Origin of the sequence: Nocardioides panacisoli (genome assembly GCF_019448235.1) — a bacterium.
In the GTDB taxonomy this organism is placed as follows: domain Bacteria; phylum Actinomycetota; class Actinomycetes; order Propionibacteriales; family Nocardioidaceae; genus Nocardioides; species Nocardioides panacisoli_A.
The window spans coordinates 2,949,916-2,975,408 of record NZ_CP080409.1 but is presented as its reverse complement, the minus strand read 5'-3'; the positions used below and the strand labels follow the sequence as shown (position 1 = coordinate 2,975,408).

Annotated in this window: 25 protein-coding genes and 3 tRNA genes; 15 read left to right on the top strand and 13 right to left on the bottom strand. The window is 70.1% G+C overall.

Annotation, left to right across the window (positions count from 1 at the left end; all coding sequences use genetic code 11):
- The first annotated feature begins 197 nt into the window (after positions 1-197).
- From KUV85_RS14435 to KUV85_RS14410, 6 genes are all read left to right on the top strand, one after another.
- The gene (locus KUV85_RS14435; RefSeq protein ID WP_219960587.1) at positions 198-1,733 is read left to right on the top strand and encodes a flavin-containing monooxygenase; all 1,536 of its coding nucleotides are present in this window, start codon (positions 198-200) and stop codon (positions 1,731-1,733) included.
- Positions 1,726-2,664, top strand: coding sequence for an alpha/beta fold hydrolase (locus KUV85_RS14430; RefSeq protein ID WP_219960586.1), 939 nt, complete (start codon positions 1,726-1,728; stop codon positions 2,662-2,664). The genes KUV85_RS14435 and KUV85_RS14430 overlap by 8 nt, the downstream gene beginning before the upstream one ends.
- On the top strand, positions 2,648-4,036 hold the full coding sequence (locus KUV85_RS14425; RefSeq protein ID WP_219960585.1) for a flavin monoamine oxidase family protein: 1,389 nt from the start codon (positions 2,648-2,650) through the stop codon (positions 4,034-4,036). The genes KUV85_RS14430 and KUV85_RS14425 overlap by 17 nt, the downstream gene beginning before the upstream one ends.
- A gap of 30 nt (positions 4,037-4,066) precedes the next feature.
- Positions 4,067-5,302, top strand: coding sequence for a helix-turn-helix domain-containing protein (locus KUV85_RS14420; RefSeq protein ID WP_219960584.1), 1,236 nt, complete (start codon positions 4,067-4,069; stop codon positions 5,300-5,302).
- Positions 5,303-6,596: 1,294 nt separating this feature from the next.
- Positions 6,597-6,956 (top strand): helix-turn-helix domain-containing protein, encoded by a 360-nt coding sequence (locus KUV85_RS14415; RefSeq protein ID WP_219960583.1) that lies wholly within the window; start codon positions 6,597-6,599, stop codon positions 6,954-6,956.
- Positions 6,953-8,398 (top strand): site-specific integrase, encoded by a 1,446-nt coding sequence (locus KUV85_RS14410; RefSeq protein WP_219960582.1) that lies wholly within the window; start codon positions 6,953-6,955, stop codon positions 8,396-8,398. The genes KUV85_RS14415 and KUV85_RS14410 overlap by 4 nt, the downstream gene beginning before the upstream one ends.
- Positions 8,399-8,482: 84 nt before the next feature.
- Here KUV85_RS14410 and KUV85_RS14405 read toward each other — a convergent pair whose 3' ends face one another.
- Positions 8,483-8,992, bottom strand: a complete 510-nt coding sequence (locus KUV85_RS14405) for a hypothetical protein (RefSeq protein WP_219960581.1) — start codon at positions 8,990-8,992, stop codon at positions 8,483-8,485.
- A 190-nt stretch (positions 8,993-9,182) separates the two neighbouring features.
- Here KUV85_RS14405 and KUV85_RS14400 point away from each other — a divergent pair, with 190 nt between their 5' ends.
- Both KUV85_RS14400 and KUV85_RS14395 read left to right on the top strand, forming a co-directional pair.
- Positions 9,183-9,704, top strand: a complete 522-nt coding sequence (locus KUV85_RS14400; protein ID WP_219960580.1) for a DUF1643 domain-containing protein — start codon at positions 9,183-9,185, stop codon at positions 9,702-9,704.
- 191 nt (positions 9,705-9,895) lie between these two features.
- Positions 9,896-10,765: a hypothetical protein gene (locus tag KUV85_RS14395; protein WP_219960579.1), complete on the top strand. Its 870-nt coding sequence runs from the start codon at positions 9,896-9,898 to the stop codon at positions 10,763-10,765.
- A gap of 191 nt (positions 10,766-10,956) precedes the next feature.
- On the opposite strand, the gene KUV85_RS14390 is transcribed toward KUV85_RS14395, so the two are convergent.
- The 4 genes from KUV85_RS14390 to KUV85_RS14375 all read right to left on the bottom strand — a co-directional run bounded on the left by KUV85_RS14390 (position 10,957) and on the right by KUV85_RS14375 (position 12,981).
- Positions 10,957-11,775 (bottom strand): DUF3800 domain-containing protein, encoded by an 819-nt coding sequence (locus tag KUV85_RS14390; RefSeq protein ID WP_219960578.1) that lies wholly within the window; start codon positions 11,773-11,775, stop codon positions 10,957-10,959.
- A 394-nt stretch (positions 11,776-12,169) separates the two neighbouring features.
- Positions 12,170-12,242 (bottom strand) — tRNA-Arg (locus tag KUV85_RS14385).
- A gap of 112 nt (positions 12,243-12,354) precedes the next feature.
- Positions 12,355-12,444, bottom strand: a tRNA-Ser gene (locus tag KUV85_RS14380).
- Between the two features lie 87 nt (positions 12,445-12,531).
- Complete coding sequence (locus KUV85_RS14375) at positions 12,532-12,981, bottom strand: hypothetical protein (RefSeq protein WP_219960577.1); 450 nt, start codon at positions 12,979-12,981, stop codon at positions 12,532-12,534.
- Positions 12,982-13,072: 91 nt separating this feature from the next.
- Between KUV85_RS14375 and KUV85_RS14370 the strand changes: the two genes are divergently transcribed.
- Positions 13,073-13,160, top strand: a tRNA-Ser gene (locus KUV85_RS14370).
- 36 nt (positions 13,161-13,196) lie between these two features.
- On the opposite strand, the gene KUV85_RS14365 is transcribed toward KUV85_RS14370, so the two are convergent.
- The 3 genes from KUV85_RS14365 to KUV85_RS14355 form a co-directional block, all read right to left on the bottom strand.
- Entirely contained in the window at positions 13,197-13,427 is a 231-nt protein-coding gene (locus KUV85_RS14365; protein WP_219960576.1) for a biotin/lipoyl-binding carrier protein, read from the bottom strand.
- Positions 13,428-13,598: 171 nt separating this feature from the next.
- Entirely contained in the window at positions 13,599-14,594 is a 996-nt protein-coding gene (locus KUV85_RS14360; protein WP_219960575.1) for a hypothetical protein, read from the bottom strand.
- A 10-nt stretch (positions 14,595-14,604) separates the two neighbouring features.
- Positions 14,605-15,384, bottom strand: a complete 780-nt coding sequence (locus KUV85_RS14355; RefSeq protein WP_219960574.1) for a carbon-nitrogen hydrolase family protein — start codon at positions 15,382-15,384, stop codon at positions 14,605-14,607.
- A 74-nt stretch (positions 15,385-15,458) separates the two neighbouring features.
- Here KUV85_RS14355 and mobA point away from each other — a divergent pair, with 74 nt between their 5' ends.
- The 3 genes from mobA to KUV85_RS14340 are packed head-to-tail and all read left to right on the top strand — an operon-like array spanning position 15,459 to position 17,665.
- Entirely contained in the window at positions 15,459-16,034 is a 576-nt protein-coding gene (gene mobA / locus KUV85_RS14350) for a molybdenum cofactor guanylyltransferase (protein WP_219960573.1), read from the top strand.
- Positions 16,035-16,073: 39 nt separating this feature from the next.
- Positions 16,074-17,054, top strand: a complete 981-nt coding sequence (locus KUV85_RS14345; RefSeq protein WP_219960572.1) for an NAD(P)H-quinone oxidoreductase — start codon at positions 16,074-16,076, stop codon at positions 17,052-17,054.
- A 41-nt stretch (positions 17,055-17,095) separates the two neighbouring features.
- Positions 17,096-17,665 (top strand): bacterial proteasome activator family protein, encoded by a 570-nt coding sequence (locus KUV85_RS14340; RefSeq protein WP_219960571.1) that lies wholly within the window; start codon positions 17,096-17,098, stop codon positions 17,663-17,665.
- Between the two features lie 12 nt (positions 17,666-17,677).
- Here KUV85_RS14340 and KUV85_RS14335 read toward each other — a convergent pair whose 3' ends face one another.
- The 5 genes from KUV85_RS14335 to KUV85_RS14315 all read right to left on the bottom strand — a co-directional run bounded on the left by KUV85_RS14335 (position 17,678) and on the right by KUV85_RS14315 (position 22,303).
- A complete protein-coding gene (locus KUV85_RS14335) occupies positions 17,678-18,307 on the bottom strand; it encodes a hypothetical protein (protein ID WP_219960570.1) in 630 nt (209 codons plus the stop codon).
- A 61-nt stretch (positions 18,308-18,368) separates the two neighbouring features.
- On the bottom strand, positions 18,369-18,977 hold the full coding sequence (locus tag KUV85_RS14330; protein ID WP_219960569.1) for a hypothetical protein: 609 nt from the start codon (positions 18,975-18,977) through the stop codon (positions 18,369-18,371).
- Between the two features lie 25 nt (positions 18,978-19,002).
- Positions 19,003-19,896: an HAD family hydrolase gene (locus KUV85_RS14325; protein WP_219960568.1), complete on the bottom strand. Its 894-nt coding sequence runs from the start codon at positions 19,894-19,896 to the stop codon at positions 19,003-19,005.
- Complete coding sequence (gene serS / locus KUV85_RS14320; protein ID WP_219960567.1) at positions 19,889-21,157, bottom strand: serine--tRNA ligase; 1,269 nt, start codon at positions 21,155-21,157, stop codon at positions 19,889-19,891. Before serS ends, KUV85_RS14325 begins: the two co-directional genes overlap by 8 nt.
- A 123-nt stretch (positions 21,158-21,280) precedes the next feature.
- Entirely contained in the window at positions 21,281-22,303 is a 1,023-nt protein-coding gene (locus KUV85_RS14315; RefSeq protein ID WP_219960566.1) for an aldo/keto reductase, read from the bottom strand.
- Between the two features lie 122 nt (positions 22,304-22,425).
- Here KUV85_RS14315 and KUV85_RS14310 point away from each other — a divergent pair, with 122 nt between their 5' ends.
- The 3 genes from KUV85_RS14310 (at position 22,426) to KUV85_RS14300 (ending at position 25,484) form a co-directional block, all read left to right on the top strand.
- Positions 22,426-24,006, top strand: coding sequence for a diacylglycerol kinase family protein (locus KUV85_RS14310; RefSeq protein WP_219960565.1), 1,581 nt, complete (start codon positions 22,426-22,428; stop codon positions 24,004-24,006).
- A 148-nt stretch (positions 24,007-24,154) separates the two neighbouring features.
- Positions 24,155-25,195 (top strand): Vms1/Ankzf1 family peptidyl-tRNA hydrolase, encoded by a 1,041-nt coding sequence (locus KUV85_RS14305; protein ID WP_219960564.1) that lies wholly within the window; start codon positions 24,155-24,157, stop codon positions 25,193-25,195.
- Between the two features lie 61 nt (positions 25,196-25,256).
- The gene (locus KUV85_RS14300; protein WP_219960563.1) at positions 25,257-25,484 is read left to right on the top strand and encodes a DUF2795 domain-containing protein; all 228 of its coding nucleotides are present in this window, start codon (positions 25,257-25,259) and stop codon (positions 25,482-25,484) included.
- Positions 25,485-25,493: the final 9 nt, after the last annotated feature.

The window sequence follows — 25,493 nt, the reverse complement described above, 5'->3', positions numbered from 1 at the left end:
CCTTCGGTCGTGGCCGCGCCCGGTGTGGCGGCCGTCTGGTTCTGATCGCCCCACGGTTGCGATCGAGTGACCTCTGCCACAACGACAACCTGCACCCACCTCGACCAAGGCAGGTGCAGGTTGTCGTTGTGACCGACGTCATGGGCTGTCGACAGTGGGAGGCAGCGGTCACCCACAACAGCGAGGAGTTGGCAGTCATGACGACTGAGAGGTCAGACGCAGTCGAGGAGTTCGACGTCGTCGTCATCGGAGCGGGGATCTCCGGGATCGGCGCAGCGACGTACTTCAGCCGGGAGCTGCCCGAGAAGACCCTCGTCGTGCTCGAGGGGCGTGACAACATCGGCGGCACGTGGGATCTCTTCCGCTACCCGGGCATCCGTTCCGACTCCGACCTCCACACCTTTGGCTACGAGTTCAAGCCGTGGCGCCACGAGAGCGCGATCGCCGATGCGCCGCTGATCCGGGAGTACCTGCAGGAGACGGTCGAGGAGAACGACCTGGATCGGCTCATCCGGTTCGGTCACCGTGTCGTGCGGTCGGAGTGGTCCTCGGCGGACTCGAGGTGGACCCTCAGCGTCGAGACCACTGACCCCAGCACGGGCTCGACCACCGTGAAGACGATCCGCGCCGGGTGGGTGTTCGCCGCGACCGGCTACTACCGGTACGACGAGGGCTACGCGCCCGATTTCCCGGGCCGCGATGACTTCGAGGGGACGGTGGTGCACCCCCAGCACTGGCCCGAAGACCTCGACTACACCGGCAAGCGAGTCGTCATCATCGGCAGCGGGGCGACCGCGGTCACCATGGTGCCCGCGATGCTCACCGGCGAGCACGCTGCCGAGCACGTGACGATGTTGCAGCGCACGCCGACGTACATCATGGCCATGCCGCGCGTGGACGGCCTCGCGCTCACGCTCACGAAACTGTTGGGCGAGAAGCGGGGCTACGCCGCCACCCGGTTCAAGAACATCTGGGTCGAGCGAGCCATCGTCAAGGGACTGCGACGCTTCCCCAGGGCGGGGCGTCGCTTCATCCGGCGCGAGAACCGCAAACGGCTCCCCCAGGGCTTCGACGTCGACAAGCACTTCAACCCGCCGTACGACCCGTGGGACCAGCGGTTGTGCCTCGCGCCCGACGGTGACTTCTTCGACGCCATCAAGGCCGGCGACGCCTCGATCGTCACCGACAGCATCGTGCGGTTCAGCGAACGCGGCATCGTGCTGGAGTCCGGCGAGGAGCTGGAGGCGGACATCATCGTCACCGCGACGGGGCTGAACATGCAGCTCTTCGGCGGCATGCCGATCGTGGTCGACGGCCGTGAGGTCGACATCTCCGAGTCCTTGGCCTACCGCGGGATGTTGCTGAGCGGGATCCCCAATTGGGCGATGGCGATCGGCTACACGACGTCGTCGTGGACGCTCAAGGTGAGCCTGATGTGCCGCTACTTCATCGACTTGGTCAAGCACATGGACGCGCACGGGCACGACTACGCCGTTCCAGTCCCACCGCCGGGCATGGAGCAACGGCCAGTGATGGATCTCCAGTCCGGCTACGCCAAGCGCGGTGCACCGTTCCTCCCGAAGCAGGGGCCCTCGTCGCCGTGGCGGATGGCGATGTCCTACCAGGAGGACGCCAAGGCGCTGCGCGGGTCCGTCGCCGATGAGCACCTGGAACTCGGCACCGCCCGCGCCGTCCCACGGGCCCCCCAGGAGCGGAGGCCGACGCATGCCTGAGCAGACCGACGCCTCGAGCGTCGACCAGTACACGACCCTCCCGACCGGGGTCACCATCTGCTTCCGCGACCACGGCACCCACGACGACCCGGTGATCCTCCTGATCGCCGGGCTGGGTGAGGACCAGACCTTCTGGGGTACGTCGTTCATCCGGTCATTGGTCTCTCGCGGCTACCGCGTGGTCACGATGGACAACCGCGACGTCGGCCAGTCCAGCTTCATGACGACGCCCCCGCCAGCGATCTGGCGGCAGGTTCTGGCCCGTCCCCGTGCCGATGCCTACACGTTGGCCGACATGGCCCGGGACTGCCTCGGGGTCCTCGACCACCTGGACATCGACCGGGCCCATCTGGTCGGCCGATCGATGGGCGGCATGATCGCCCAGACCGTCGCCGCCACGGAGCCCCGGCGCGTCTGCTCGCTGACGTCGATCTACTCGACCACCGGATCGACGCAGGTGGGCAAGCCCGCGAAATCGACCATCCGCCTCCTCGTTGTTGCTCCCGAGGCGAGGACGCGAACGGACGCGGTGCGTGCCCACCTGCGCATCACCCAGCACGTCGCAGGGACGGCGTACCCCATCGACGACGCGGCGGAAGCGGCGATCGCCGCGCGGGGCTGGGATCGCAGCGCGGGCGACCCGGCCGCAGGCGTGGCCCGGCAGATCCAGGCCATCCAGCGATCCGGGGACCGCACCACCCAGCTGAGCAGGATCACCGCCCCGACGCTGGTCATCAACGGCGATCGAGACCTGATGGTGCACCCCAGCGGCGGCGCCGCGACCGTGGCAGCGATCCGCTCCGCACAGCACGTCGTCATCCCCGGCATGGGGCACCACGTCCCCGAGGCCCTGGTCGACCCCCTCACCCACTACATCACCCACCACGCGGACCGGGTGAGCGAAGGAGCACACCATGTCGAGATCCCCTGAGAACGCCCCCGGGACCACCTCTGTCGACGTCGTGATCGTCGGTGCGGGCTTCGCGGGTCTCAGCGCTGCCGACCGGCTCACCAGTATGGGCGTCTCGGTCCTGATCCTGGAAGGTCGCGACCGCGTGGGCGGCCGTGTGCTGTCGGGCGAGGTGGCCGGCGTCAAGGTCGACCTCGGTGGGACGTGGGTCTCGCGGCGTCACACCGCGGTCCGCGACCTCGCCGAGAAGGTCGGTTGTACGACGGTCCCCCAGTTCGCCGAGGGCCGCAACACGTTGTGGTTCGCCGGCAAGCGGCGCACCTACAAGGGCAGCATTCCCAAGCTCTCCCCCGTTGCGCTGGTGAACATGGCTCGGGTGCAGATGGCCCTGGACAAGCTGGCGGCGACCATCGATGTAGACACCCCGTGGGAGTCCCCGCGCGCGGCCGAGTTCGATGCGGTTTCGCTCGACGAATGGCTCGATCGCAAACGCGCCCGGGCGAGCACGCGCGCGCTGATGACCGTGGTGTGCAAGGTGGAGTTCGGTTGCCAGCCCAGCGACGTCTCGCTGCTCCACGTCCTGCGCACCATCCGTGCCTTCGGCGGCGTCGACCACCTGCTCGACGTGGAGAACGGGATGCAGGAGGAGCGGTACGCCGAAACCACGCAGGAGATCGCCATCCGGCTCGCCGATCGGCTCGGCAATCGTGTCATCACCGGCGCTCCCGTCCGCCGGATCGCCCAGGACGGCGACGGCGTCACGATCCACACCGACTCGACACGGATCGAGGCCACGTGTGCGATCGTCACCACGGCCACCGAGCATCGAGCCCGCATCGAATTCGAGCCGGCACTATCGGAGCAGGCGCAAGGACTCACCCACACCTGGGGTCTGGGCAAACTGAGCAAGGCCTACGTCGCGTACCAGCGGCCCTTCTGGCGCGACGCGGGACTGTCGGGTGAGGGACTCACCGACACCGGGACCGTGTTCATCACCTTCGACGTCTCTCCCGACCCTGCCGGACCGGGCATCTTGATGGCCTTCTGCGACCCGCGCGTCTTCGACGGCCACGCCCCGGACGTCCGACGCGCCCAGGTCGTGCGACAACTGGCGGACCTGTACGGCCCCGAGGCCGCCGACCCCATCGACTACATCGACCACTGTTGGGGCACGGACTCGTTCGCTGCGGGTGGGCCCAACCCTGTCGTCGCGCCCTACGCATCGCTGAGGTACGCAAGCGCTTTGACCGAGCCCCACGGGCGCATTCATTGGGCCGGGACCGAGACGGCCGGCGAGTGGACCGGATCCATGAACGGGGCCGTCCTCACGGGTCAGCGGGCGGCCGAGCGGGTCGCCGAACTGCTCCGAGTCGAGGAGAAGGCCATGGCATAGGTCGACCGGGCCAAGGCAGACTGCGATCCCATGGAGCAACTGTGGCCCTCGCCCACCCCGGAGGCTGCCGACGTCATCCGGTCAGTGAGCGACAGCCTCCTCACCGAGGCGGACGCGTTCACTGAAGCGGTCACGCAACCCGCGCGCGACGCCCAGAACGACCCGGCCCTGACGTCGGATGCTTCGCTCGCCGCCGAGGACCGCCAGGTCAACCGCTCCGACCTGGTGCAGTGGCTCACCTCGAACATCCAGCATCCGGGGTGCCGGGTGGACCCCTACTTCGGTTCCCGGACGACCGCCTACTTCCGCGATCTGGCGTCGCGCGGCATCGAGCCGGACTTCGCCGGGGGATGGCGAGCGGGACTGGCGGTCGCGTGGCGCCGGTGGCTGGAGGAGTGCCTTCGCCAGTGCGACGATCCAGGACTCCTCGTGGAGGTCCTCGACATCGTCGCGCAATCCATGGCGCAGTACGCCATCGACTGGTTCGCCGCGCTGAGAGAGGCCAGCATCGCCGATGCCGTCAGCCATGCAGACGCCGATGCGATCGCAATGATCCAGCTGATCGCCAGCGGGGCTCCCGTCCCCAGGGATTACGCGGAGAGCCGCCTGAACTACCGGCTCGCGCGGTGGCACCAAGCCCTCGTCCTGTGGAGCCAGGATCCTGAGCACGTCGACGCCGTGGAAGAGGTCGTCGCTGCCGTGCGCGCCACGGAAGCAGGACGCAACGCGCTGGTGGCACGGGCCAGCGCCACCTCACGCTGGATGTGGCTGTCCGGCTCCGCCGCACCCGACCTTCACGAGGTCGAGAAGGTCGTGGCGAAGGCTGACGACGTCCAGGCGACCGCCGGCCGAGCCGGGCGGGGCCTCGAAGGGTTCAGGTCCAGTCACCAGGACGCCTTGGCAGCCCAAGCGATGCTCGTCCGACTGGGAGCAGACCGGCGATTCACGGCGTACGCCGACGTCGAGCTCATCGACACCCTCACCAAGGATCGCGCCAGCGCACGGCGTTTCGTCGTCAAGACACTCGGTCCGCTGGCTGAAGCGGACGCGCAGCTACGGGAGGCGCTGCTGACCTACGTGCAATGTGGGTTCAACACCACCAAGGCAGCAGCCCACCTCTACGCCCACCGCAACACCGTCGACCGCCGCGTCTCCCGCGCCAACGAACTCTCCGTGGTGAAGGTCGAGGACAACCCCACCCACGTCGCCGCCGCACTTCTGGTCATGGAGGTGGCGCCCGACATCGCTGCCTCTATCCACTCATAGGCGCCGCAGTCCACAACAGCGCCGTGCGCAACGGTGGAGCACACCGACGAGGTCGATCGAGATCGTGCCTAGTGTCGGGTTGGGGCATGGATTGTCGCGCCGTCAGGAACCTCAAGCGGTTGTAGCGAAGATTCCGCCGCATCTGGCTACGGTCCCCGAACCGCGGTGGCGCTCGAAGGATCGGCACGTTGACCCAAGGCCCAGGTTCGTGGGCTGCTGGCTCACGGCGTCGACGGCGCTACCGTCGTCATCGCGATCTGTTGTCGACGGCCCGTGGTCGTCGTCGTGTTCTGCTCGCCGCCAGGCGCAACCGGACGCTGCGGGGAACGGGACCGCCATACTGATGAGGCTCGCTGGCGCTCGCCGCGTTGCGTCGCGTGTCGGGTCGATGCGTCGTGTCGTCGCCGTGTTCGCTGTGCCCTCGATGTGCGTCCCGGTTGTTCGCCTTTTCGCCTTCGCGTCCCGTGCGTTGTGGCTTGAGAAATGGCGTGGCGCTCGGTCGGATTCCCTCCTTTCTTTCGTGCCGTTCGCAGGGGGGCAGCCCGAAGGGCTGTTGTGTCGGGGTGGTTTGGACCCCTCTCACTGGGGATATTGGGGGTAGTTGACCTTCGTGTGAAAAAACAACACCAGTGCATATCCACACCCGAGTCGGCGCCGTACGGCCGGACCGAGCGCTGACTTCAGGCGCGAATCACACATCGATTTCGTCGCACACCGGCCGCGCTGAGGGCATGCAGCCGCGAGACTTCTCAACGGCACAACCGTTCCTCGCGTCGCGATCACGAGGGTCGCAACATCGGCAGAACGGTCGCTTCTCTCCGTCGAGGCGCTCGCCTCCGGGCCGCGTCCCACCCCGCCACGGAATCATGCCGCCGCCTTCGTCCGGCTGCCGATTCTGAACGGGGTTCGCCCCTCGATCTGAGCCAAGCACCGGTCCGCTCGGGCAGCACTGGTCCGACCTCAACCGTCCGAACGTCCACCGCAGTTCTTCGTCGCTGAATCAACAGTTCGGGGTGCACGACACCCACGAGATTCCCGGCGGCGAGCCGTCGCCACGGCACGTCTTCGTCTGGGCGTTGGTCGCCGTGAGTGGCTGTGCGGCCGCGTCGCCGGAGCCGCTTGCGACACCCCGCGTCACCGTCCGTGACGAGGCGCCCGCCACGTCATTGACCCGCGTCGCGCCGGCTCCTCAGCGCCTCTGGTTCCGCGAGCCGAACAGGCCGCATGCGCCCTTGGCGTGTCTCTGGTTCGGGCTGAACCGCCGACCCGTCGTCGCCTCCGCATGTGAAGGGGCATGGAGATTTCCCACGCTTCCCATGCCCCTGCCAACACCACCGAGAGCCACACCGGTCCGCGGCACTTGACCGCCCATCCAGGCGGACGCCCCTCCGGGCGCGAGCCACGGTCCGCACGGACCGACCCTCCCACCCCCGAGACCGGAGACGGTGTCACCGCCAGCCAGTGTCCCGAGGAACCCCTCATCGGGCTGCGGGTCCTCTCGGTGTGGCTCGGTGTCAGCGAGAGCACGGTGCGCAAGTGGGCAGCCCGCGGCCCCGGCACCGGGCTGTTGCCGACCATGATCCGCGTCAACGGCCAGCTCCGGTTCCGCCCCGAGGACGTACGCAGCTACCTGCGTGAGAAGGAACTGCGATGACCACCTGGGGCGTCTACGGCCTCCAGGGCCGCACCAGCGCCGGACACACGGTCGCAGCGAACGACAAGGCCGCGACCCGATGGTTCCTGCGGTGGCGCGTGAACGGCGTAGCCAAGAAGCGCACCTTCACCGCCAAGGGCTACGCCCGAACCTTCCACGACCAGCTCCGCCGGGCCCAGCTCATGGGCTGGGACGCCGACGAACGCGGCTGGCCCATCGACCCCACCGGCGCGCCCACCGACAGTGCCGACAGCGCGCACGCCGCAACCGGTCGGTCGCCGTCGGCCGGCCGCACGGGTGGGTTGAGCTTCGCGGCCTACTGCGAGCAGGTGTGGTGGCCCATCATGGCGCCCACCTTCGGGGACAAGAACATGCTCGGGCACCGCAACAACATGCGCACGGCCTGCGACCTGCTGGTCTACCCCGAAACCGACCCCCGCTGCGACCGCCGGTCCGGCGCCCGGCCCGGGGACTCCATCCTGCTCGCCGACCTCACCCCCGACGACCTGCGCCGTGCCGTCATCGCACGCCGCTCCATCAACCGCCGTACCGCCGCGGCCAACCAGCGCCACCTCACCGACGCGCTCGCGGCCGGCGCCCACGACATCACCCTTCCGGTCGAGCAGGCATCCCCGGCCACCGTGCGCGCCTTCTACGTCACCCTTGCCATGATCATCAAGGCCGCCGCCTCCAGCGGCCACACCCACCGCGATCCACTCGCCGGCGTCGCTGCCCTCGCCCCCGCCGCACGCGCCAAGCGCGCCACCAGCCGGCTGCTGCCCTCGATCGAGGACATCTTCGACCTCGCCGACGCCATCGCCACCCTCGGGCCCATCGTCGACGGGCGCCCGACCGGTGACCGGTACCGCAGCCTCATCCTCGCCGCCGGCACCCTCGGCCCACGCCCCGGCGAACTCGTCGCCCACCGCCCCGACTGGATCACCTTCGACACCCCCACCCTGGTCACCTTCGCCGAGACCGAAGCCAGCGTCTACGACACCGAGACCAACCTCGCCGGCCGCCGCAACCGACCACCCAAGCACCGCGAAGAAGGCGAGACCCGCACCGTCCCGGCCATCCCCGCCGTCGCGGACGCGCTGCGCGAGCATCTCGAGCGCGGCTACCACTCCCCCGAACGCACCTGGCTCAGCCCCACCGGCCGCGGCCACCTCGACTGGGGCAACCTCAAGCACGTCTACTGGCGCCCGGCCTGCGAGAAGGTGTTCGCCGGCACTCCCAAGCACGAGTTGGCTGCGATGGCCCCCAAGACGCTTCGCAAGGCCGCGGTGACCTGGTGGCTCGAGAAAGGCATTCCCACCTACCTCGCCGCCGAATGGGCCGGCCACAGCATCAACGTCGCCCGCGACTACTACGCCGGCCGCTCAGCCACCACCTACACCAACGAAGTCGGGCTACTCAGCGCCCACACCGACGGCCGCTGACCACCATGACGCGCGCCAAGGGGGGCACATCGGCCACTATGGCGCGGGGATAAGCCGCCAAGGTGGATCTGCGCGTGAGGCCTCTCACCCGAGGATGCTCAGGCCCGCGCCTACTAGCGTGAGGAGGAGACCCCGGACCTCCCACTTCATCGCTGTGGTCGCGGCGTGACGGCTCTCCTCGTGTCTGTTGGCCACCAACTTATCTAGGTCGCTGATCTGACCCGTCAGCCGCTGTTCAAGCTCGCGGACTCGAGCGTCATGCTCCGTGCGGGTCTCGTGGAAGTCATCACGGAGCTGGTCGAGGTTCCGCTCCAGTTTGTCGGCCCGTACGGCTATGTCGTCGCCGGGCTGGATCGGACTCCAGACCGAGAGCTTTGCCGACATGGCTGAGGAGATCTCGATCGCCGCGTTGAGGTTGATCGTGTTGGCCTTTCCACGGCCCAGCCTTCGCCGTGCCCACCCGCGAGCCCGCCGCCACCGAGCCATGAGGCTCGGCTCCAGATCGGCCAGCGACACTCCACTGTGCTGCCCGAAGTACGCAACAAGCGTGACCAGGATGCCGAGGATCGTAATCGCATTGCCGACCTGTTGCATGCGAACAGTGTGCACGGGAGAACGGCTTGGGGCGCAGCTCCTGCGGTGTTACGGAGCACTCGAGGTCCCACCCACACCCGTGGCCGAAACGCCGAAATTTCGGCAGGACGTCGAAGGCTCACGCGAATACTGGGCGGATCGTTCCGCGCCGTTCCCCGATGAGCCCAGATGCCTCGCGATAACTTGGGGCGTGTCGAACAAGACGTGGATCTACACACCAAGTCCTGAGAATGACGCGCGCACCTTGCTCGGAACCGAGGGACACCGCCCGCTGGTTTGCATCGGGATCAACCCCTCCACTGCCGCGCCCGAATCGTTGGACCGAACGGTCACAACCGTCGAACGTGTCGCCGCGTACGGCGACTACGACAGCTTCATGATGCTCAACGTCTACCCTCAACGTGCGACCGACCCCGAAGACATCCATCCGGCCATGGACCCCCAACTCCATCAGTGGAACCTGCGCTCGATCGCGGCTTTTGTGGCTGGACGTGACCTGCCAGTGTGGGCGGCCTGGGGCACTCTCATCCGCAAGCGGCAGTACCTAGCTGGCCTGCTCAGCGAGATCGTCGCGCTGCCCGAGCTTTCGAACTGCACGTGGTGGAGCCGCGGTGCACGAACCATGGACGGGCATCCGCACCACCCTCTCTACGTTCGACACGATGCTCCGCTCGATCCATTCGACGTAGGCACCTACCTCGGATCCCTCTAGCAACGATTCCCGCGTGAGCTGCCTAGATAACCCGCGTCACACCGCCGCTAGTGACCACCACTCCAACAGTCGCGAAACGGCTGAGTCCCAAAGTCTCGAGGATCCTGCGGCAGTTGCGCACCTCGGCGCTGTTACAGCACAAAGGCATGCATGACCCTGCGGCCGGTGGCGGTGCTCCATAGGGTCGGGCCATGCTTTCGACCTGCGAGTTCGCCAGTCTGGTCTTGCTGAGCGGGTTCGCGTTGTTCCTTGCGTTCAAGAAGCCCAGCGCGTTCATGAGTCTCGGCAGGATCGCGCTACAGGCGATGAAGCCGCCGATCTCCACAGTCATCGTGTCCTTCTGGGCATACACCCTGTTCTTCGTCTGGCTGGCCTCGCGAGTGGGGCTCTGGGAGGAAGACCTATGGAAAGAGACGGTGCTCTTCCTAGTGATCGGCGCCTTCGCCACGGTCTCTAAGTCCCTCAGCGCGGACGACGACCCGCACTACTTCCGCACCGCGATGAAGCAGACCTTTGCGCTCACGCTCTTGATCGAATTCGTGTTCGGCATCGTCAGCTTTCCGCTGTGGATCGAACTCGTGATCCAGCCCACCATGGCTCTGGCGATCGGCGTACAGATCGTAGCTCAACGACGAGAGGGGGCGGAGCAAGTCGCGTCGTGCCTCGAGACCCTTCTCGCACTGACTGGCTTCGCGTTCTTGGCCGCAACCCTAGTGGTGATCTGGCAGGAACGATCCGAGATCGACTGGACGACTCAGGGTCTGGTGTTGGCCTTGCTGGTCTGGCTGCCGCTGGTGAACCTGCCTTATGTCTATGTGCTCTCGTGGGGGCTGAACTATGGCCGATTCCTAAGCCTCATTCGCGTGCAGCGTGACACCACACGAATCCCTTGGCATGCAAGACCTGCCATCGTGTTCGGCTTCAGGTGGGACCTGTACGCGCTAGGACAAGCACGCGGACGTGTCGCGGGTGAGATCGCTTGGTCGGAGTCTTTCGGACAGTCATACGGCGCGGTTAGGCGGTTCAGTAGCGCACTGCCGCGCACGAAGAGCGACGGCTAGGGTCCACGCGGGGAGACCTGCGCGGCAGCCCTTCTCGCTGCTGCTTCTTCACGTCCTGTCGCGGCTGCAGAGGTAGCACTCGTCCCGCGTGGCCACGGGCCACGTCATCGCACCGCCTAACCAGGTCGCTTCATACCGCCGCCTGTCATCGCGGCGGGCAGATCTGCCGATGAGCGATCACCTGTGGCTAGCTAGCCCGGCGAGATGAGCGAAGCGGGGCTCATCTGTCGGAACCACGCAGCGCAGTCTGATCCTCCACGGGCTGGGTGACGATGCTCTCTTGCGACGAGCCGACCTCCCAACTGTTCAATCCACTCAGTTACGCGCTCCGTCTCACCTGCGTATGCCTCTGGCTCGCCGAAGTCTCCAAGCTCCGCTTGGCGCCGGAAAATCGCGGCGAACAGGTCTGCGAGTTGCACGAGGCCGATGTGATGCGACTTGACCACGAAGGGAGTGTCGACGATCTGGTCCATTCGCAAGGAGCGCGCAGGCCGACCGTAGAAGTCGTCCGTCCACTCCGGTGGGTCATACATAAGATCCACGAAGTTTGAAGCCTCGACCTTGTTGTCGTCGAAGACAAGGACGGTGTTGCCCTTGTTTCGCTTCTTTGGTTGGTGCGCCCGCTGAAGCTGCAGCGCCAAGTGCAGCGCGCCAGCCTTCCAAGGTGTGCCAATCTCCGCGGGTGCCATGCAGTCGGCCGCGAACTTCTCGTTGTCGATCGCCGCGAGTGCGAGGGTGTGCCTTCGATCGTTAAGCCAACCGCAGATGTTGGTCACCACGTTGGCGCGCGTCTCGCCGGGAACACGACGCCACACGCCCTTGCCTCGCATCAGATCTCGCGCCTTCAACTCTGACATCGGAGGGTCCGTAACGGATGAGAGGCTCGTCAGGATCTCAGCGAGGTCAACTCGGCTCTTGGTTGCTCGAACCTCGTTGACCACGATGCCCACGAGAACGGTCACGGGCGAGGTTCCGTCTATCCCCGTCTCGTCGATATAGGCGAAGTACACGCGATCCAGTTTGCACTCCGGGTTCCCCTCACTGATCGCATTTCGTGGGACTTGGCCGCTGCTTCAGGCGCGCGCCCCCGCCGCGAGGTGCGCTCGGCGACATGGCTCATACCGCCGCGATTGATCCGCTGGCGTGATCTAGCCCACGCACTCACCCAGCCGCAAAGCGCCTACCGACCATCGCCCTCTGGGGGCCGGGAACGGGGCCAAGGGAACTCACCATCGGCCCTCATTGGTGGCCTCCAGCCGAGGTGGCCGCGCGCGAAGTGTGCCCAGAGTGTGCCCGCAGGCCGGATCGGGGCCCCAGACGAACTCGCACCGGCTATGCCCGCACGTCGCGGGAAAACAACGAAACCGCAGGTCAGCGGGCTGATCCTGCGGCTTCGTCGGTCTGCGCGCCTGTAGGGATTCGAACCCCAAACCTTCTGATCCGTAGTCAGATGCTCTATCCGTTGAGCTACAGGCGCCCGTCGCCGTGGCGACCGGTCGAGGATAGCCGAGACGACACCGTGGTGCCGAATCGGGCCCTCACCGCAGCGACCCCCGGCGAGTCGGACTCGCCGAGGGCCGTGCGATCTGCGGAGGCGGCGGGATTTGAACCCGCGAGAGGGGATTACCCTCAACCCGCTTAGCAGGCGGGCGCCATAAACCAGACTAGGCGACGCCTCCAGCGCGCTTCAGGCTACAAGGCCGCTGCGTCGAGCCCCGAATCCGGGCCCACTCCCCCGTCGCACTGATCGAGGACGGGACCGGAGTTCAGCGCCGCGAGCGGCTCAGGTGGGACCGTACGTCGCGGGCGAAGTCGTCCTTGTCCGCCGCCAGCAGCGCGACCGGGATGGTCGTCGTACGGCCGTCCTTGAGCCGCAGCGTCACGCACTCGATGCCGTGCGGCGTCGTCGGGACCGCGTCCTCGACCTCGGCCCAGCGGGCCTCGGCGACACCGACGCCACGCACCATGCGGACCCGATAGCCGTCGGCGGTCAGTCGTACGACGACCACCCGGCTCCGCAGCCACCACGACATGCCGATGAGCCCCAGCAGGCCGATCACCAGCACCAGGACGAGCAGGTCCAGGTTGAGCTCGGCGGCGTACGCGATCGCGGTCGCGGCGAGAACCACGACGGCGAAGACCACCAGGTAGGCGCCGACGAAACGGGCGACCACGGCAGGGGCGAGGCGGTGGTGGGTGGCCGAGGCGGTGTCCATGGCACCGATTGAACACAAGGCGGGGGCGACCGGGCAAAGCGTGGGCGGTGCCGGCTCCTACACTGGCGGTGTCCCGTCGCGGACGGGACGAGGAGGGGTGCCGGAGTGGCCTATCGGAACCGCCTTGAAAGCGGTCGTGGGGAGACCCACCGCGGGTTCGAATCCCGCCCCCTCTGCCACGAGCGAGCGGGTTGACGGCCGCGTCGGGCCGGGGATCAGCCCTCGATCTCGACGAGGACGTCGCCCTCCTGGACGACGTCGCCGGCGGAGACCTTGATCGCCCGCACGGCGCCGGCGACCTCGGTGAGCACCGGGATCTCCATCTTCATCGACTCCAGCAGCACCACGCTGTCACCCGGCTCGACGCGGGCGCCCTCGGCGACCTCGACCTCGATGACGTTGGCGACCATCTCGGCGGCGATCTGCGTGATGCGGGTGCGGGCCATGGGTCGAACCTAGCCATTACCGCCGGGTACCCGAAGTCGCGGCGTGGCGGCGTACGCCGTGGGGCCGGTGGGCCTTCCCGAGCGTCGGGAACCGCCCACTCGACCGCAAGGAAGTGAGCACTCGCCGGCCAAGAAGTGAGCACTCAACCGGGGGAAGTGAGCACTCGACGGCTACAGGAGCGGAGCGGTGCGGGCGGGCTCGGGGCGGACGGCGGCGTCGCGCTCGGCCTCCCGGCTGCGCTTGCCGCGGGAGCCGGTCAGGGCCAGGTCGAGGCGGATCAGCAGGAAGCCGATGACCAGGCCGACGACCAGGCCGTAGACGACCGACAGGCCGGCCTCCTGCAGGGCCGTGGAGGGGTTCGCGAGCACGGTGGCGACCGAGACCGTGCCGGCCACACCGAAGGCGCACACCCACCAGCCCTGCCGGCGGCGGGCCCGCATGTGGACGCCGTAGGCCAGCGCCGGGAACCCGAGTGCGGCCGCCATCGGCCGCGGGAAGGCACCGAGCTCCTCGCGGCTCCAGCTGACCCAGGACAGCAGCGTGTCCACGACCATCGTCGTGGAGTAGGTGCGCAGCAGCTCGGCGTAGAGCAGCCCGACGGCGAGCACCGCGGCGCCCACGATCACGATGATCAGGCCGCGCCGACCGAGGCCGTGCAGGCCGGCCCCGAGGCGGCTGACGAGGATGAAGATGCCGACCAGCGCGAGCCCGGCGGCGCCGTACTCGAAGCGCGCGACACGGATCGTGGGCTCCAGCCCGACCACGGCCAGGGCGCCGATGGCGGAGATGACCAACGCGATGACGCACTCGCGGACGGCGCCGAGGAAGCCCTTTGTCGGCACGGTCACCATCACCGCGAAGACGGCGGACACCGCGGCGATCAGCACCGCGCCCCCGGTGCGCAGCTGGTCCGGCCCGACCCAGGCGGCGGACGCCGCCATCGCACAGGCCAGGGCCCCGAACACGATCGGCCGGCCCCCGGTGCGGCTGGCGAGCCCCCAGGTGAAGGTCGTCGCCACGCCGACGGATCCCGCGGCGCCGAGCCAGTCGGGGCCCACCGGCACCATCGCCGCGACCATCGCCGCGGCCGCGGCCGCCGTCACCAGCAGCCACAGGGTCACGGCAGCGGCCCGTCGGGCCTTCGACCGATCCACCGCGCTGAACACGGCGGGAAGCCTACAAGCGGCGGTTCGCGAGCGAGGGGTTGGTACGACGCGCCTCGTCCAGCACCTCGCGCTCGGCGCGCGCGGTGATCACCAGCGGGTCGTCGGGGTCGCCGGGGCCGACCTCGGCCACGACGTCGCCGAAGGGGTCGACGACCATCGAGTGGCCGCAGTAGCGCGGTGCGGTCTGGCCCACGGCGGCGACGTAGACGGTGTTCTCGATGGCCCGTGCGGCGAGCAGCGTGCTCCAGTGGTCGACCTTGCGCGGCCCGGCCACCCAGGCGGCCGGCACGACCAGCAGCTCCGCGCCGCGGTCGACCAGCGCCCGCGCCAGCTCGGGGAACCGGAGGTCGTAGCAGGTGAGGAACCCGACCTGCCAGCCGCCGATCTCGGCAAGCACGGGCTCCTCCGGACCGGGCATGAGCCGGTCGGACTCCTTGTAGCCGAAGGAGTCGTAAAGGTGGATCTTGCGGTAGGCGGTCTCGACGGCGCCGCGCACCACGAGCGTGTTGTAGGGCCGCTCGGGGTCCTCGCTCTGCTCGAACATGCCCGCGACCACGGTCGTGCCGCGGTCGGCGGCGACCCGGGCGACCTCGGTGGCGAACGGGCCGTCCAGCGGCTCGGCGTACGGACCGACGTCCGAGCCCGGCTCGCCGAAGTCCCGGGCGAAGGCCTCGGGGAACACGACGAGGTCGGCGTCGGTCGGGGTGAGCCGGTCCAGGGCGGCTCGGTTCGACTCGGGGTCCAGGTCGGACGCCGCCTGGACCAGGGCGATCTCCAGCGCTTCACTCACGGCCCCCAGTGTGTCGAACCAGCGGTCACTTGGACAGCCCCGGGTCGACGGTGCGTCGTGACAGACTCGCCACGATGAGTCTGGACAGCTTCGCCGCGATCGTGCTCGCGGGTGGTCGCGGCAGCCGCCTCGGCGGCGCCGACAAGGCCTCGATCGAGGTCGACGGCCGCACGCTGCTCGCCCACGCCCTGGAGGCGGTGGTGGACGCCGCCGAGGTGGTCGTGGTCGGCACCCAGGTGCCCACCGACCGGCCGGTGACGTTCGTCCGCGAGGACCCGGCGTACGGCGGCCCCGTGGCGGGCCTGCTGACCGGCCGGGACGCGCTGTTCGGCAGCTTCGCGACGGTGGCGGTGCTGGCGGTGGACATGCCGCGGGTGACCACGACGACGATCCGCCGGCTCCGGGATGCGGCCGAGGGCCGTGACGGCGCCGCCCTGACCGACCCCGGCGGCCACCGACAGCTGGCCCTGGTGCTGCGCACCGCGGGACTCGACGCCGCCCGCCCCCCGCTGGAGGAGCAGCACGGCGCCTCGCTGCACTCGCTGCTGGCGCCCCTGGACCTCGCGGCCGTCCCCGCACACGACCGGGAGCACCGCGACGTGGACTCGTGGACCGACCTGCGCGACCTGGCCGACCCCGGCCCGGAGTGAGGCGTCCCGCCCCGACCGACAGGTCCTAGGGTGAGGGACATGCAGGCTGTCACCGTGACCGAGCCCGGCGGGGCCGACGCCCTCGCCCTGACCGAACTCCCCGACCCCGAGCCCGGCCCCGGCGAGGTCGTCCTCGACGTCGCCGCGACCGCGATCAACCGTGCGGACCTGCTGCAGCGCCAGGGCCTCTACCCACCGCCGCCGGGCGCCTCGGAGGTGCTCGGCCTGGAGTGCAGCGGCACCGTCGCCGCGCTCGGCGAGGGCGTGACCGACTGGCAGGTCGGTGACGAGGTGTGCGCACTGCTGGCCGGCGGCGGGTACGCCGCCAAGGTGGCCGTGCCGGCCGGCCAGCTGATGCCGGTGCCCGAGGGCGTCGACCTCGTCACCGCGGCGGCGCTGCCCGAGGTGGCGTGCACGGTGTGGTCCAACGTCTTCATGGTCGCCGGGCTGCGTGAGGGCGAGACGCTGCTGGTGCACGGTGGCGCCGGCGGCATCGGCACCTTCGCGATCCAGCTCGCGAGCCGGTTCGGCGCCCGGGTCTTCACCACCGCCGGTACGCCGGAGAAGCGCGCCACGTGCGAGCGGCTCGGTGCCGAGCGGGCGATCGACTACCACGAGGAGGACTTCGTGGAGGTGGTCCGCGAGGCCGCCGGCGGGGCCGACGTGGTGTTGGACAACATGGGCGCGAAGTACCTCGACCGCAACGTCAGCGTGCTCGCCGAGCAGGGCCGGCTGGTCATCATCGGCATGCAGGGCGGCATCAAGGGCGAGCTCAACATCGCCAAGCTGCTCGGCAAGCGCGGCGCGGTGATCGCGACCGCGCTGCGTTCGCGCGGCGAGGCCGACAAGGCCGCCATCTGCGCCTCGGTGGTGGAGCACGTCTGGCCGCTGGTCGCCGACGAGGCGGTGAAGCCGACGGTGCATGCGACGTACCCCCTTGCGCTGGCCGCCGACGCGCACCGGGTGCTGGAGGAGAGCAGCCACACCGGCAAGGTGCTGCTGACCCCCGGAGGAGACTGACCCCGGTCGGGCGGCACCACCGCTGAACTAGAGTCGGAGGCATGACTGACTCGACCGAGAACGGCTCGCCCGAGGCCTCCGGCAAGCCCCAGGGCGACCCGATCATGGTGATCGGGCCCGACGGCCAGCCGATGGCGGCGCAGGAGGACGAGCACAACTCCATCACCGACCTGGTCGAGCAGCCGGCGAAGGTGATGCGCATCGGCAGCATGATCCGCCAGCTCCTGGAGGAGGTGAAGGCGGCGCCGTTGGACGAGGCGAGCCGCAACCGGCTGGCCGAGATCCACCGCTCCTCCATCGCCGAGCTCGAGCACGGCCTCGCACCGGAGCTGGTGGAGGAGCTGGACCGGCTCTCCCTGCCCTTCACCGAGGAGGGCACTCCCTCCGAGAGCGAGCTGCGCATCGCGCAGGCCCAGCTGGTGGGGTGGCTCGAGGGCCTCTTCCACGGCATCCAGACCGCGATCTACGCCCAGCAGATGGCGGCGCGGGCCCAGTTCGAGCAGATCCGCCGCGCGCTGCCGGCCGGTGCCCAGCCCGGGCAGCAGGGCCAGGGCCAGCAGCCCGACGAGTCCGGCCGCCCCGAGCACGGCAGCGGCGGGATGTACCTGTAGCGAGCCGGTCCCTCAACGGGCCCGGCGGGCCCCCACGGCCACGACGAGCACCAGGGCCAGCAGCCCGACCAAGCTGACCAACGCCCCCGGCAGCGCCAGCCGCTTCAACGACGGCGCGTCCGAGACACCGGCCGAGGGCTCCTCGAGCGCGACGTCGCGGGCCGACTCCGCCTCCTCGGCGACCAGCTGGTCCAGCAGTGCGGCACGGGAGTCCGGCAGCCGCTGCTGCAGCGTCGTGGTGCCGCTGCACCGGTCGACGACCTGGCTGCCGTCGGAGCGGTCGTTGGCGAAGAACAGGTGCCGGGTGCCGCCGGCCATCCGTCCGTGCCCGTCGTCGGAACGGGGGAAGGTGACCACGGTGGTCGGCTCCTCGGTCTCCAGGTCGCCCGCGTAGACGGTGACGACCCGCACCTTGTGCTGGAACTCGGCCGTGCCGTTGGTCTGCACCTTCGCCACCGACTGCACCCGCCCCTCGAAGACGGTGTCGGCCGCGTCGAGCTTGGCGCGGACCTCCTTGGCGTTGTCGATGTCGAAGGGCTCGCACGCCTGCGGCGCCGTCGACGCGTACGCCGCCTGGGGGATCGCCGCCACCGGGGCGAGCGCCAGCAGGCCGGCCAGTGCCAGCGAGAGGATCCGCAGCATCACGCCATCATCCCACCACGTGGGGGCAAGGCGGTGCGTCGCGGACCCGCTGCGATCTCGCTCACCCCGCGACGTGGCGGTGTTCGCGCTGTTGGGTCCCGGGCTGCTCGAGCCGGGCGATCGCAGCGGTGCCGAGCCCGATCAGGGCCATCCCGGCCGCACCACCGGGGCTGAAGATGTGGTCGACGTGGACCAGCCACGCCCCCGGCAGGAGCAGCAGGGCCAGTGCGCCCGGGCCGCCGTGGCGGCGTACGGCGTCGACGAGGAGCACCACCGCGACCAGCAGCAGTGCCCAGGAGCCGACCTCCCCGAGCGGGGTGCCGATCCGGAAGAGCAGCCGCACCTCGTCGGGCCGCGGCACGCCCGCACCGAGCTCGTTGGTGACGTAGCCCGCTGCGATGCCGCTGATGACGTCGAGCGCGGTGTAGAAGGTGGCGTAGACGTAGGCGCCGAGCCGGACCACCCATGCGAGCGGGTCGGTGCGGCCCCGGACCAGCATGGCGAGCGCCACGCCGACCAGCGGGAAGACCGCCAGCCCCGCCACGTGCAGCCAGAACCACGTCGGGGCCGAGGACGGGTTCAGCGAGTGCGGATGGAACAGGCCGGCCGCGGCCAGCGCCAGGCCCGGACCGGCGTACGCCGCCACTCGGGCGATCGCTCGGGAGTCCATGTGATGGATGGTAGGGGCGGTGCGGTCAGTCGCCCGGCGAGCGGAACCACCGGTCGAGCTCGGTGGCGGCACCGTCGTCGTCGACGGTGCCGGTGACCGCGTCGGCGATGCCCTGCACCTCGGCCACCGCCTGCCCCATCGCCACGCCGCGACCGGCCCACTGCAGCATCTCGATGTCGTTGCGGCCGTCACCGATGGCGAGCACGTCCGCGGGGTCCACGCCGAGCTCGGTGGCGACGTGGGCGAGGCCGGAGGCCTTCGAGACGCCCTGGGGAGAGAGGTCCATCCAGGCGGTCCAGCCGATGAAGTAGTCGGTGCCGTGCAGCCCGAGCTTGCGGCCCAGCTCCACGAACTCCTCCACCGTCGCGTCCGGGTCGCGGATGATCACGCGGCTGACCGGGTCGGCGACCATCTCGGCCACGTCGGTGAGGATGAACTCGCCGTTGAGCTCCCCGGCCGGGAACGGCCGGTTGACCCGGTAGCCGACGCCACGCTCCTCGACCGCCACCAACGCGTTGGGGTGGTGCTCCAGGACGGCGGGCACGGCCCGGGAGGCGTCGAAGGTCTCCTCGTGGACGACCTCCATCGGCGGGTAGCGGAAGACCACCGCACCGTTGGAGGCCACCACCCAGACGCGGTCCGCCGTACGCCGTTCCAGGCTGAGCAGGTCGGCGATCGCGGTCATGCCCAGCGGCGAGCGGCCGCTGGCGAGTACGACGTGGGCGCCGGCCTCGATCACCCGGCCGACGGCGGCGTAGACCAGCGGGGTGACCTCGTTGCTGCTCGCGCCGGTGCCGTGGTGCCACTTCAGCAGCGTGCCGTCGATGTCGAGCGCGACCAGCTTGGGCTGCCAGCCGGAGTCGACGGCGTCGGTCGAGCCGTCGGCGTTGGTCGAGCCTGTCGAGACCACCTCAACCACCGACCGGTTCGATCACCTCGCGCCCACCCAGGTGGGGCTGCAGCGCCGCGGGGACGCGGACCGACCCGTCGGCCTGCTGGTGGGTCTCCAGGATCGCCACGATGGTGCGCGGGATCGCGCACAGCGTGCCGTTGAGGGTGGCGGTGGGGACGTTGCCGTCCTCGCCGCGGACGCGGATGTCGAGGCGTCGCGACTGGAAGTCGGTGCAGTTCGACGTCGAGGTCAGCTCGCGGTAGCGCTGCTGGGTCGGGATCCACGCCTCGCAGTCGAACTTGCGCTGCGCGGAGAGGCCCAGGTCGCCGGCCGCGGTGTCGATGACCCGGTAGGCCAGCTCCAGCTTGTCGAGGAACTCCTTCTCCCACGCCAGCAGCCGCTGGTGCTCGGCCTCGGCCTGGTCCAGCGTGGTGTGGACGAACATCTCGACCTTGTCGAACCAGTGGACGCGGATGATGCCGCGGGTGTCCTTGCCGTGCGAGCCGGCCTCCTTGCGGAAGCAGGGGCTGAAGGCGGCGTACCGCCGGGGCAGGTCGGCGGCGTCGAAGATCTCGTCGGCGTGGTAGGCCGCCATCGGCACCTCGGAGGTGCCGACGAGGTACATGTCCTGGCCCTCGATGCGGTAGACGTCGTCGGCGGCCTGGCCCAAGAAGCCGGTGGCCCCCATGGCGCGGGGGTTGACCATCGAGGGCGGGATCACCTGGGTGAAGCCGGCCGCGGTGGCCTGCTCCATGGCGAGGTTGATCAGCGCGAACTCCAGCTGGGCGCCGACGCCGGTGAGGTAGTAGAACCGGCTGCCCGAGACCTTGGCGCCGCGCTCGAGGTCGATGGCGCCGAGCAGCTGCCCGAGCGCGACGTGGTCGCGGGGCTCGAAGTCGAACTCGACCGGCTCGCCGACGTGCTCCAGGACGGTGTAGTCGTCCTCGCCGCCGGCGGGTGCCTCCGGAGCGGCCAGGTTGGGGATGCTCGCGAGCGCGGCCTGCCAGGCGTCCTCGGCCTCGCCGCGCGCGGCCTCGGCGGCCTTGACCTCTTCCTTCAGCGCGGCGGTCTGCTGCAGCAGCGCCTGCTTCTCCTCGCCGTCGGCCTTGGCGATCCGCGACCCGACCTGCTTCTGCTCGGCCCGCTTGGTCTCGAAGGTGTTGATCGCGGCCTTGCGGTCGCGGTCGGCGCGCAGTGCCTCGTCGACCACGTCGGCGGACAGCCCCCGCTGGGCCTGGGCGGCGCGGACGCGGTCGGGGTCGTCTCGGAGGATGCGCGGGTCGATCATGGCCCCGAGGCTATCGGTCCCCCACCCACCCGCCGTGCCGAGTCGGCGTGAACTCGGCCGAGTTGGCGCCGACTCGGCACGGTGCGGAGCCGAGTTGGCGCCGACTCGGCGCCGTGGGGGGACTCAGAACAGGGCGATCGGGTCCGGGGGCGGGAAGAGCTGGTCGAGCTCGTCGAGATCCTCCCGGGTCGGCTTCCAGGAGGCGGCGGCCGCGTTGGCCTGGACCTGCTCGACCGAGGTCGCGCCGGCGATCACGCTGGTGACCGGCACCTGGGCGAGCAGCCAGCCGATGGCGACCTCGACCTGGCTCAGGCCGCGGGAGTTGGCGAAGTCGGCGTAGGCCTGCATCTGCGCCGACGAGCCGTGCTCGGCACGGTGCTGGCGGGTCCGGGAGAGGCGGCTGCCGTCGGGGGCCTTGCCGGCGGAGTACTTGCCGGTCAGCAGGCCGTCGGCGAGCGGGAAGTAGGGCAGCACGCCGATGCCGTACGCACGGCACACCGGCAGCACCTCCAGCTCGGCGCGCCGGTCGAGCAGGTTGTAGTGGCTCTGGGAGGACACGAACCGCTCCACCCCGAGCTCGCGCGCCATGAACTCCGCCTCGGCGATCTGCCACCCGGCGCGGTTGGAGCTGCCCACGTAGCGGATCTTGCCCGCCTGGATCAGGGCGTCGAGGGCGCTGAGGGTCTCCTCGATCGGGGTGTAGGGGTCCGGCGTGTGGAACTGGTAGAGGTCGATGCGGTCGGTCGAGAGCCGCCGCAGCGAGGCCTCGACGGCACTGATCACGTAGCGCCGTGAGCCGCGAGCACCCCAGTCGGCGCCGTTGGCGCCGCGGGCGTCCATGCCGAACTTCGTCGCGATCATCGCGCGGTCGCGCCGACCGCCGAGCGCGTCGCCGAGGCGCTCCTCCGACAGCCCCGGGCGACCGCCGTAGGTGTCGGCGACGTCGAAGAAGGTGATGCCGGCGTCCAGCGCGGCGCCGACGACCCGGTCGGTGCCCTCCTGGGACTCCGTCGCGGCCCCGGGACGACCGAGGTTGTTGCAGCCCAGGCCCACCGCCGAGACGGCGAGCCCGGACGCACCCACGCGGTGCAGCGGCGGCTGGCCGTCGGTCTCGCCCTCGGTGGCCAGCGTGCGATCGGTGTTCATGCCCCGACCGTAGCGGTCGGCGTACGCCGCATCGGTCGCTCCCGCGCCGACGAGTACGCCGATGGGCCCGCTGCGGCATATCCTCGCCCGGACCCGAATCGCCGACCCCGAGGAGTGCAGCGGTGCTGGACAGCCGACGCGGCCCACTCGTGCTGGCCGTGCTGTGCCTGGCCGGGTTCGGGGCACTCACGGCGCTCGTCGTGGGCGAGGTCTCCGCGGTGCTCGACGTCGACCGCGAGGTCGCCGAGCAGGTCCGCGGCTGGGCCCGCGGCGAGGAGTGGCTGCGGCTCCCGCTGCTGGGCGTGGAGCTGGCGTTCGGGTTCTACGCGCTCACCGCCTACACGTTCGCCCTCACCGGCGGCCTCCTCCTCAAGGGTCACCGCCGCGCCGGCACCCTGGTGCTCGCCACGATGGTCGCGGGCTGGCTGGCGATGCGCGCCGCGAAGCTGCTGGTCGACCGGGACCGCCCGGAGTGGCAGGCGATGGACCACCTGCACCTCGGCCCGGCCTTCCCCTCCGGCCACGCGTCCGGGACCGCCGGGCTCGCCGCGCTGGCGATCATGCTCTCCACGATGCTGATCCGCCGGGGCAGCGTCCGCCGCCTGCTGGGCACCGGCGTGGTCCTGGTGCTGCTGGTCGTCGTCGCGGACCGGCTGCTCCTCGGGCGCCACTACCCGCTCGACGTGATCGCCGGCGTCCTGCTCGGCGTGGGCGTGGTCCTGCTCGGGATGGCGCTCTACAGCCCGCTGCCGCGCAGCCACGCCGCGAAGGCGGATCCGCTGCCCGAGGCGATCCCGACCACGAGCCGCAACCTCGCCGTCGTGCTCAACCCGAGCAAGGTCGAGGACGTCGAGGACTTCCGCGGCATCCTCACCCAGATGGCGGCCGCCGCCGGTTGGTCCGAGCCCCGCTGGCACTACACGACCGTCGAGGACTCCGGCACCGGCCAGGCCCACCAGGCCGCCGTCGAGGGCGCCGACCTGGTCGTGGTGTGTGGTGGCGACGGCACCGTGCGCGAGGTGTGCGCCGAGCTCGCCGGCACCGGCATCCCCGTCGGGATCCTGCCCGCCGGCACCGGCAACCTGCTCGCGCGCAACCTCGAGCTGCCGCTCTACATCCGCGCCGCGATCGACGTCGCCCTCACCGGCCAGGACCGCGCCATCGACATGGTCCGGGTCAGCGGCGACGGCATCGACGACAGCCACTTCCTAGTGATGGCCGGCCTCGGCTTCGACGCCGCGATCATGGAGGGCGTCAACGAGGACATCAAGGCCAAGGTCGGGTGGCTGGCCTACGTCTGGTCGGGCCTGAAGGCGCTGATGTTCCCGACGATGAAGATCGAGGTCACCGTCGACGGTGAGGGCCCCACCGTGCACCGCGCCCGGACGGTCGTGATCGGCAACGTCGGCAGCCTGCAGGGCGGCATGACGCTGCTGCCGGACGCCACCATCGACGACGGCCAGGTCGACGTCGTGCTGCTCTACCCGCGACGCTTCCTCAGCTGGATCCCGCTCGTCCTCCGCGTCCTCACCCGCCGCGAGCGCAAGGCCGGTGAGTCGGTGGCCCGCTTCGCCGGACGCGAGATCACCGTGCGCGCCAACCACGACGTGCCGCGCCAGATCGACGGCGACACCATCGGGCAGGGCCGCGAGCTGACCTGCGAGAACATCCACGGGCGACTGCTGGTGCGCGTCCCCCGCTGAGGTTCGCCGCCCGGCGGGCGGTGCGCCACCTCACCCGTTTCGGCACGGCGGCGGGTGGGTACCGGACGCCCGACAGACATCAGTCAACAGTCTCGAAGCTTTCCGTCCGGCAGCCGCCACGGCGCCCGACGGCATGGAAGGAACGCCCGTGCAACTTGGTGACCTCCGCAACGTGTACGACGCCGACGGCCCCTTCGCCACGGTCTACCTGGAGGGCCGCTCGCCGGCCGAGGACGCCGAGCAGCAGGTGCGCCTCCGGTGGGACGACCTGCGGGGCCGGCTCGCCGACGACGGCGCCGACGAGGCGACCCTCGAGGCACTCGACGCCGCCGTCCTCGTCGAGGACATCACCGAGGTCCAGACCGACGGCCGCGTGCTCGTGGCCAACGCCTCCGGCGTACTGCTCGACGAGGCATGGGACGCCGCCCTCGGCGAGGGCGACGCTGCGCACCACGGCAAGGACCCCGAGCTGGGTGCCTACGTCCGCGAGGTGGCCGGTTCGACGCGGCTGCTGGTCGCGATCGCCGACCAGCAGGGCGCCGTCGTACGCCGCATCGTCGCCGCGCCGCAGCACTCGCTCGACGACCGGCGCGAGTCCGAGGTCGAGCCGGCCTCGGAGGAGTCGGTGCACAAGCCCCGCGAGGGCGCCTTCTCCCACAACCAGATCCAGCGCCGCGCCGACGAGGCCGTGAAGCAGAACGTGCGCAAGATCGCCGAGCACCTCGACGAGGCCGCCCGTGCGTGGCGGCCCGACGTGGTCGTGCTCGCGGGCGAGGTGCAGGGCCGCACGGCGCTGCGCGACGAGCTCACGCCCGCCCTGCAGGAGATCCACCGCGAGGTGGAGCAGGGCGGCACCGACGACGACGCGGCCGAGGAGGCGCTGGCCGAGCAGCTGCGCCTGATCGCCGAAGAGGTCAGCCGGGCGCACGCGCAGGAGGTCGCGGAGCGGTTCGACCACGGCCGCGCCCACGACCAGGCCGCCGAGGGCCCCGCCGCCGTCGAGCAGGCGCTGGAGATGGGCGCCGTCGCCAGCGTGCTGCTCGAGCACCAGCGCGCCGCGGACTCCGAGGCCCACCTGCTCCGTGCCGGTGCCCGCACCGACGCGGAGGCCGCACTGATCGACCGGGAGGTCGGCGGCCACGTCGCCGCGCTGCTGCGCTTCGAGGTGCCCGACCTCCCCCGCACCTGACCACCCCACTGCACGACCTGACAGCCACGACAGCCAGAAGACAGCAAGGAGGCTGCCCACGATGACGACGCGCGACGACCTCAGGGCACACAAGGCTCTGCAGGGAGCCGACTTCCCTGCGACGAAGGACGAACTGGTGGCCTACGCCGAGGAGCGGGGTGTGGACGCCAAGTCGCTCCAGGCCCTCCGCACCCTGCCCAAGGGCCGCTACGAGTCCATGGACGACGTCGCCGACGCCGTCCCGCAGGAGCCCGAGGGCGAGGACGTCCCGGGCGGCACCGAGCGCTGAGAGGAGAAC

Bases quoted from the DNA above. Each gene is read 5' to 3' on its own strand.
- KUV85_RS14435 (WP_219960587.1), top strand. From the start codon at position 198: ATGACGACTGAGAGGTCAGACGCAGTCGAGGAGTTCGACGTCGTCGTC.
- KUV85_RS14430 (WP_219960586.1), top strand. From the start codon at position 1,726: ATGCCTGAGCAGACCGACGCCTCGAGCGTCGACCAGTACACGACCCTC.
- KUV85_RS14425 (WP_219960585.1), top strand. From the start codon at position 2,648: ATGTCGAGATCCCCTGAGAACGCCCCCGGGACCACCTCTGTCGACGTC.
- KUV85_RS14420 (WP_219960584.1), top strand. From the start codon at position 4,067: ATGGAGCAACTGTGGCCCTCGCCCACCCCGGAGGCTGCCGACGTCATC.
- KUV85_RS14415 (WP_219960583.1), top strand. From the start codon at position 6,597: ATGGAGATTTCCCACGCTTCCCATGCCCCTGCCAACACCACCGAGAGC.
- KUV85_RS14410 (WP_219960582.1), top strand. From the start codon at position 6,953: ATGACCACCTGGGGCGTCTACGGCCTCCAGGGCCGCACCAGCGCCGGA.
- KUV85_RS14405 (WP_219960581.1), bottom strand. From the start codon at position 8,992: ATGCAACAGGTCGGCAATGCGATTACGATCCTCGGCATCCTGGTCACG.
- KUV85_RS14395 (WP_219960579.1), top strand. From the start codon at position 9,896: ATGCTTTCGACCTGCGAGTTCGCCAGTCTGGTCTTGCTGAGCGGGTTC.
- KUV85_RS14375 (WP_219960577.1), bottom strand. From the start codon at position 12,981: ATGGACACCGCCTCGGCCACCCACCACCGCCTCGCCCCTGCCGTGGTC.
- KUV85_RS14365 (WP_219960576.1), bottom strand. From the start codon at position 13,427: ATGGCCCGCACCCGCATCACGCAGATCGCCGCCGAGATGGTCGCCAAC.
- mobA (WP_219960573.1), top strand. From the start codon at position 15,459: ATGAGTCTGGACAGCTTCGCCGCGATCGTGCTCGCGGGTGGTCGCGGC.
- KUV85_RS14345 (WP_219960572.1), top strand. From the start codon at position 16,074: ATGCAGGCTGTCACCGTGACCGAGCCCGGCGGGGCCGACGCCCTCGCC.
- KUV85_RS14340 (WP_219960571.1), top strand. From the start codon at position 17,096: ATGACTGACTCGACCGAGAACGGCTCGCCCGAGGCCTCCGGCAAGCCC.
- KUV85_RS14335 (WP_219960570.1), bottom strand. From the start codon at position 18,307: ATGCTGCGGATCCTCTCGCTGGCACTGGCCGGCCTGCTGGCGCTCGCC.
- KUV85_RS14330 (WP_219960569.1), bottom strand. From the start codon at position 18,977: ATGGACTCCCGAGCGATCGCCCGAGTGGCGGCGTACGCCGGTCCGGGC.
- serS (WP_219960567.1), bottom strand. From the start codon at position 21,157: ATGATCGACCCGCGCATCCTCCGAGACGACCCCGACCGCGTCCGCGCC.
- KUV85_RS14315 (WP_219960566.1), bottom strand. From the start codon at position 22,303: ATGAACACCGATCGCACGCTGGCCACCGAGGGCGAGACCGACGGCCAG.
- KUV85_RS14300 (WP_219960563.1), top strand. From the start codon at position 25,257: ATGACGACGCGCGACGACCTCAGGGCACACAAGGCTCTGCAGGGAGCC.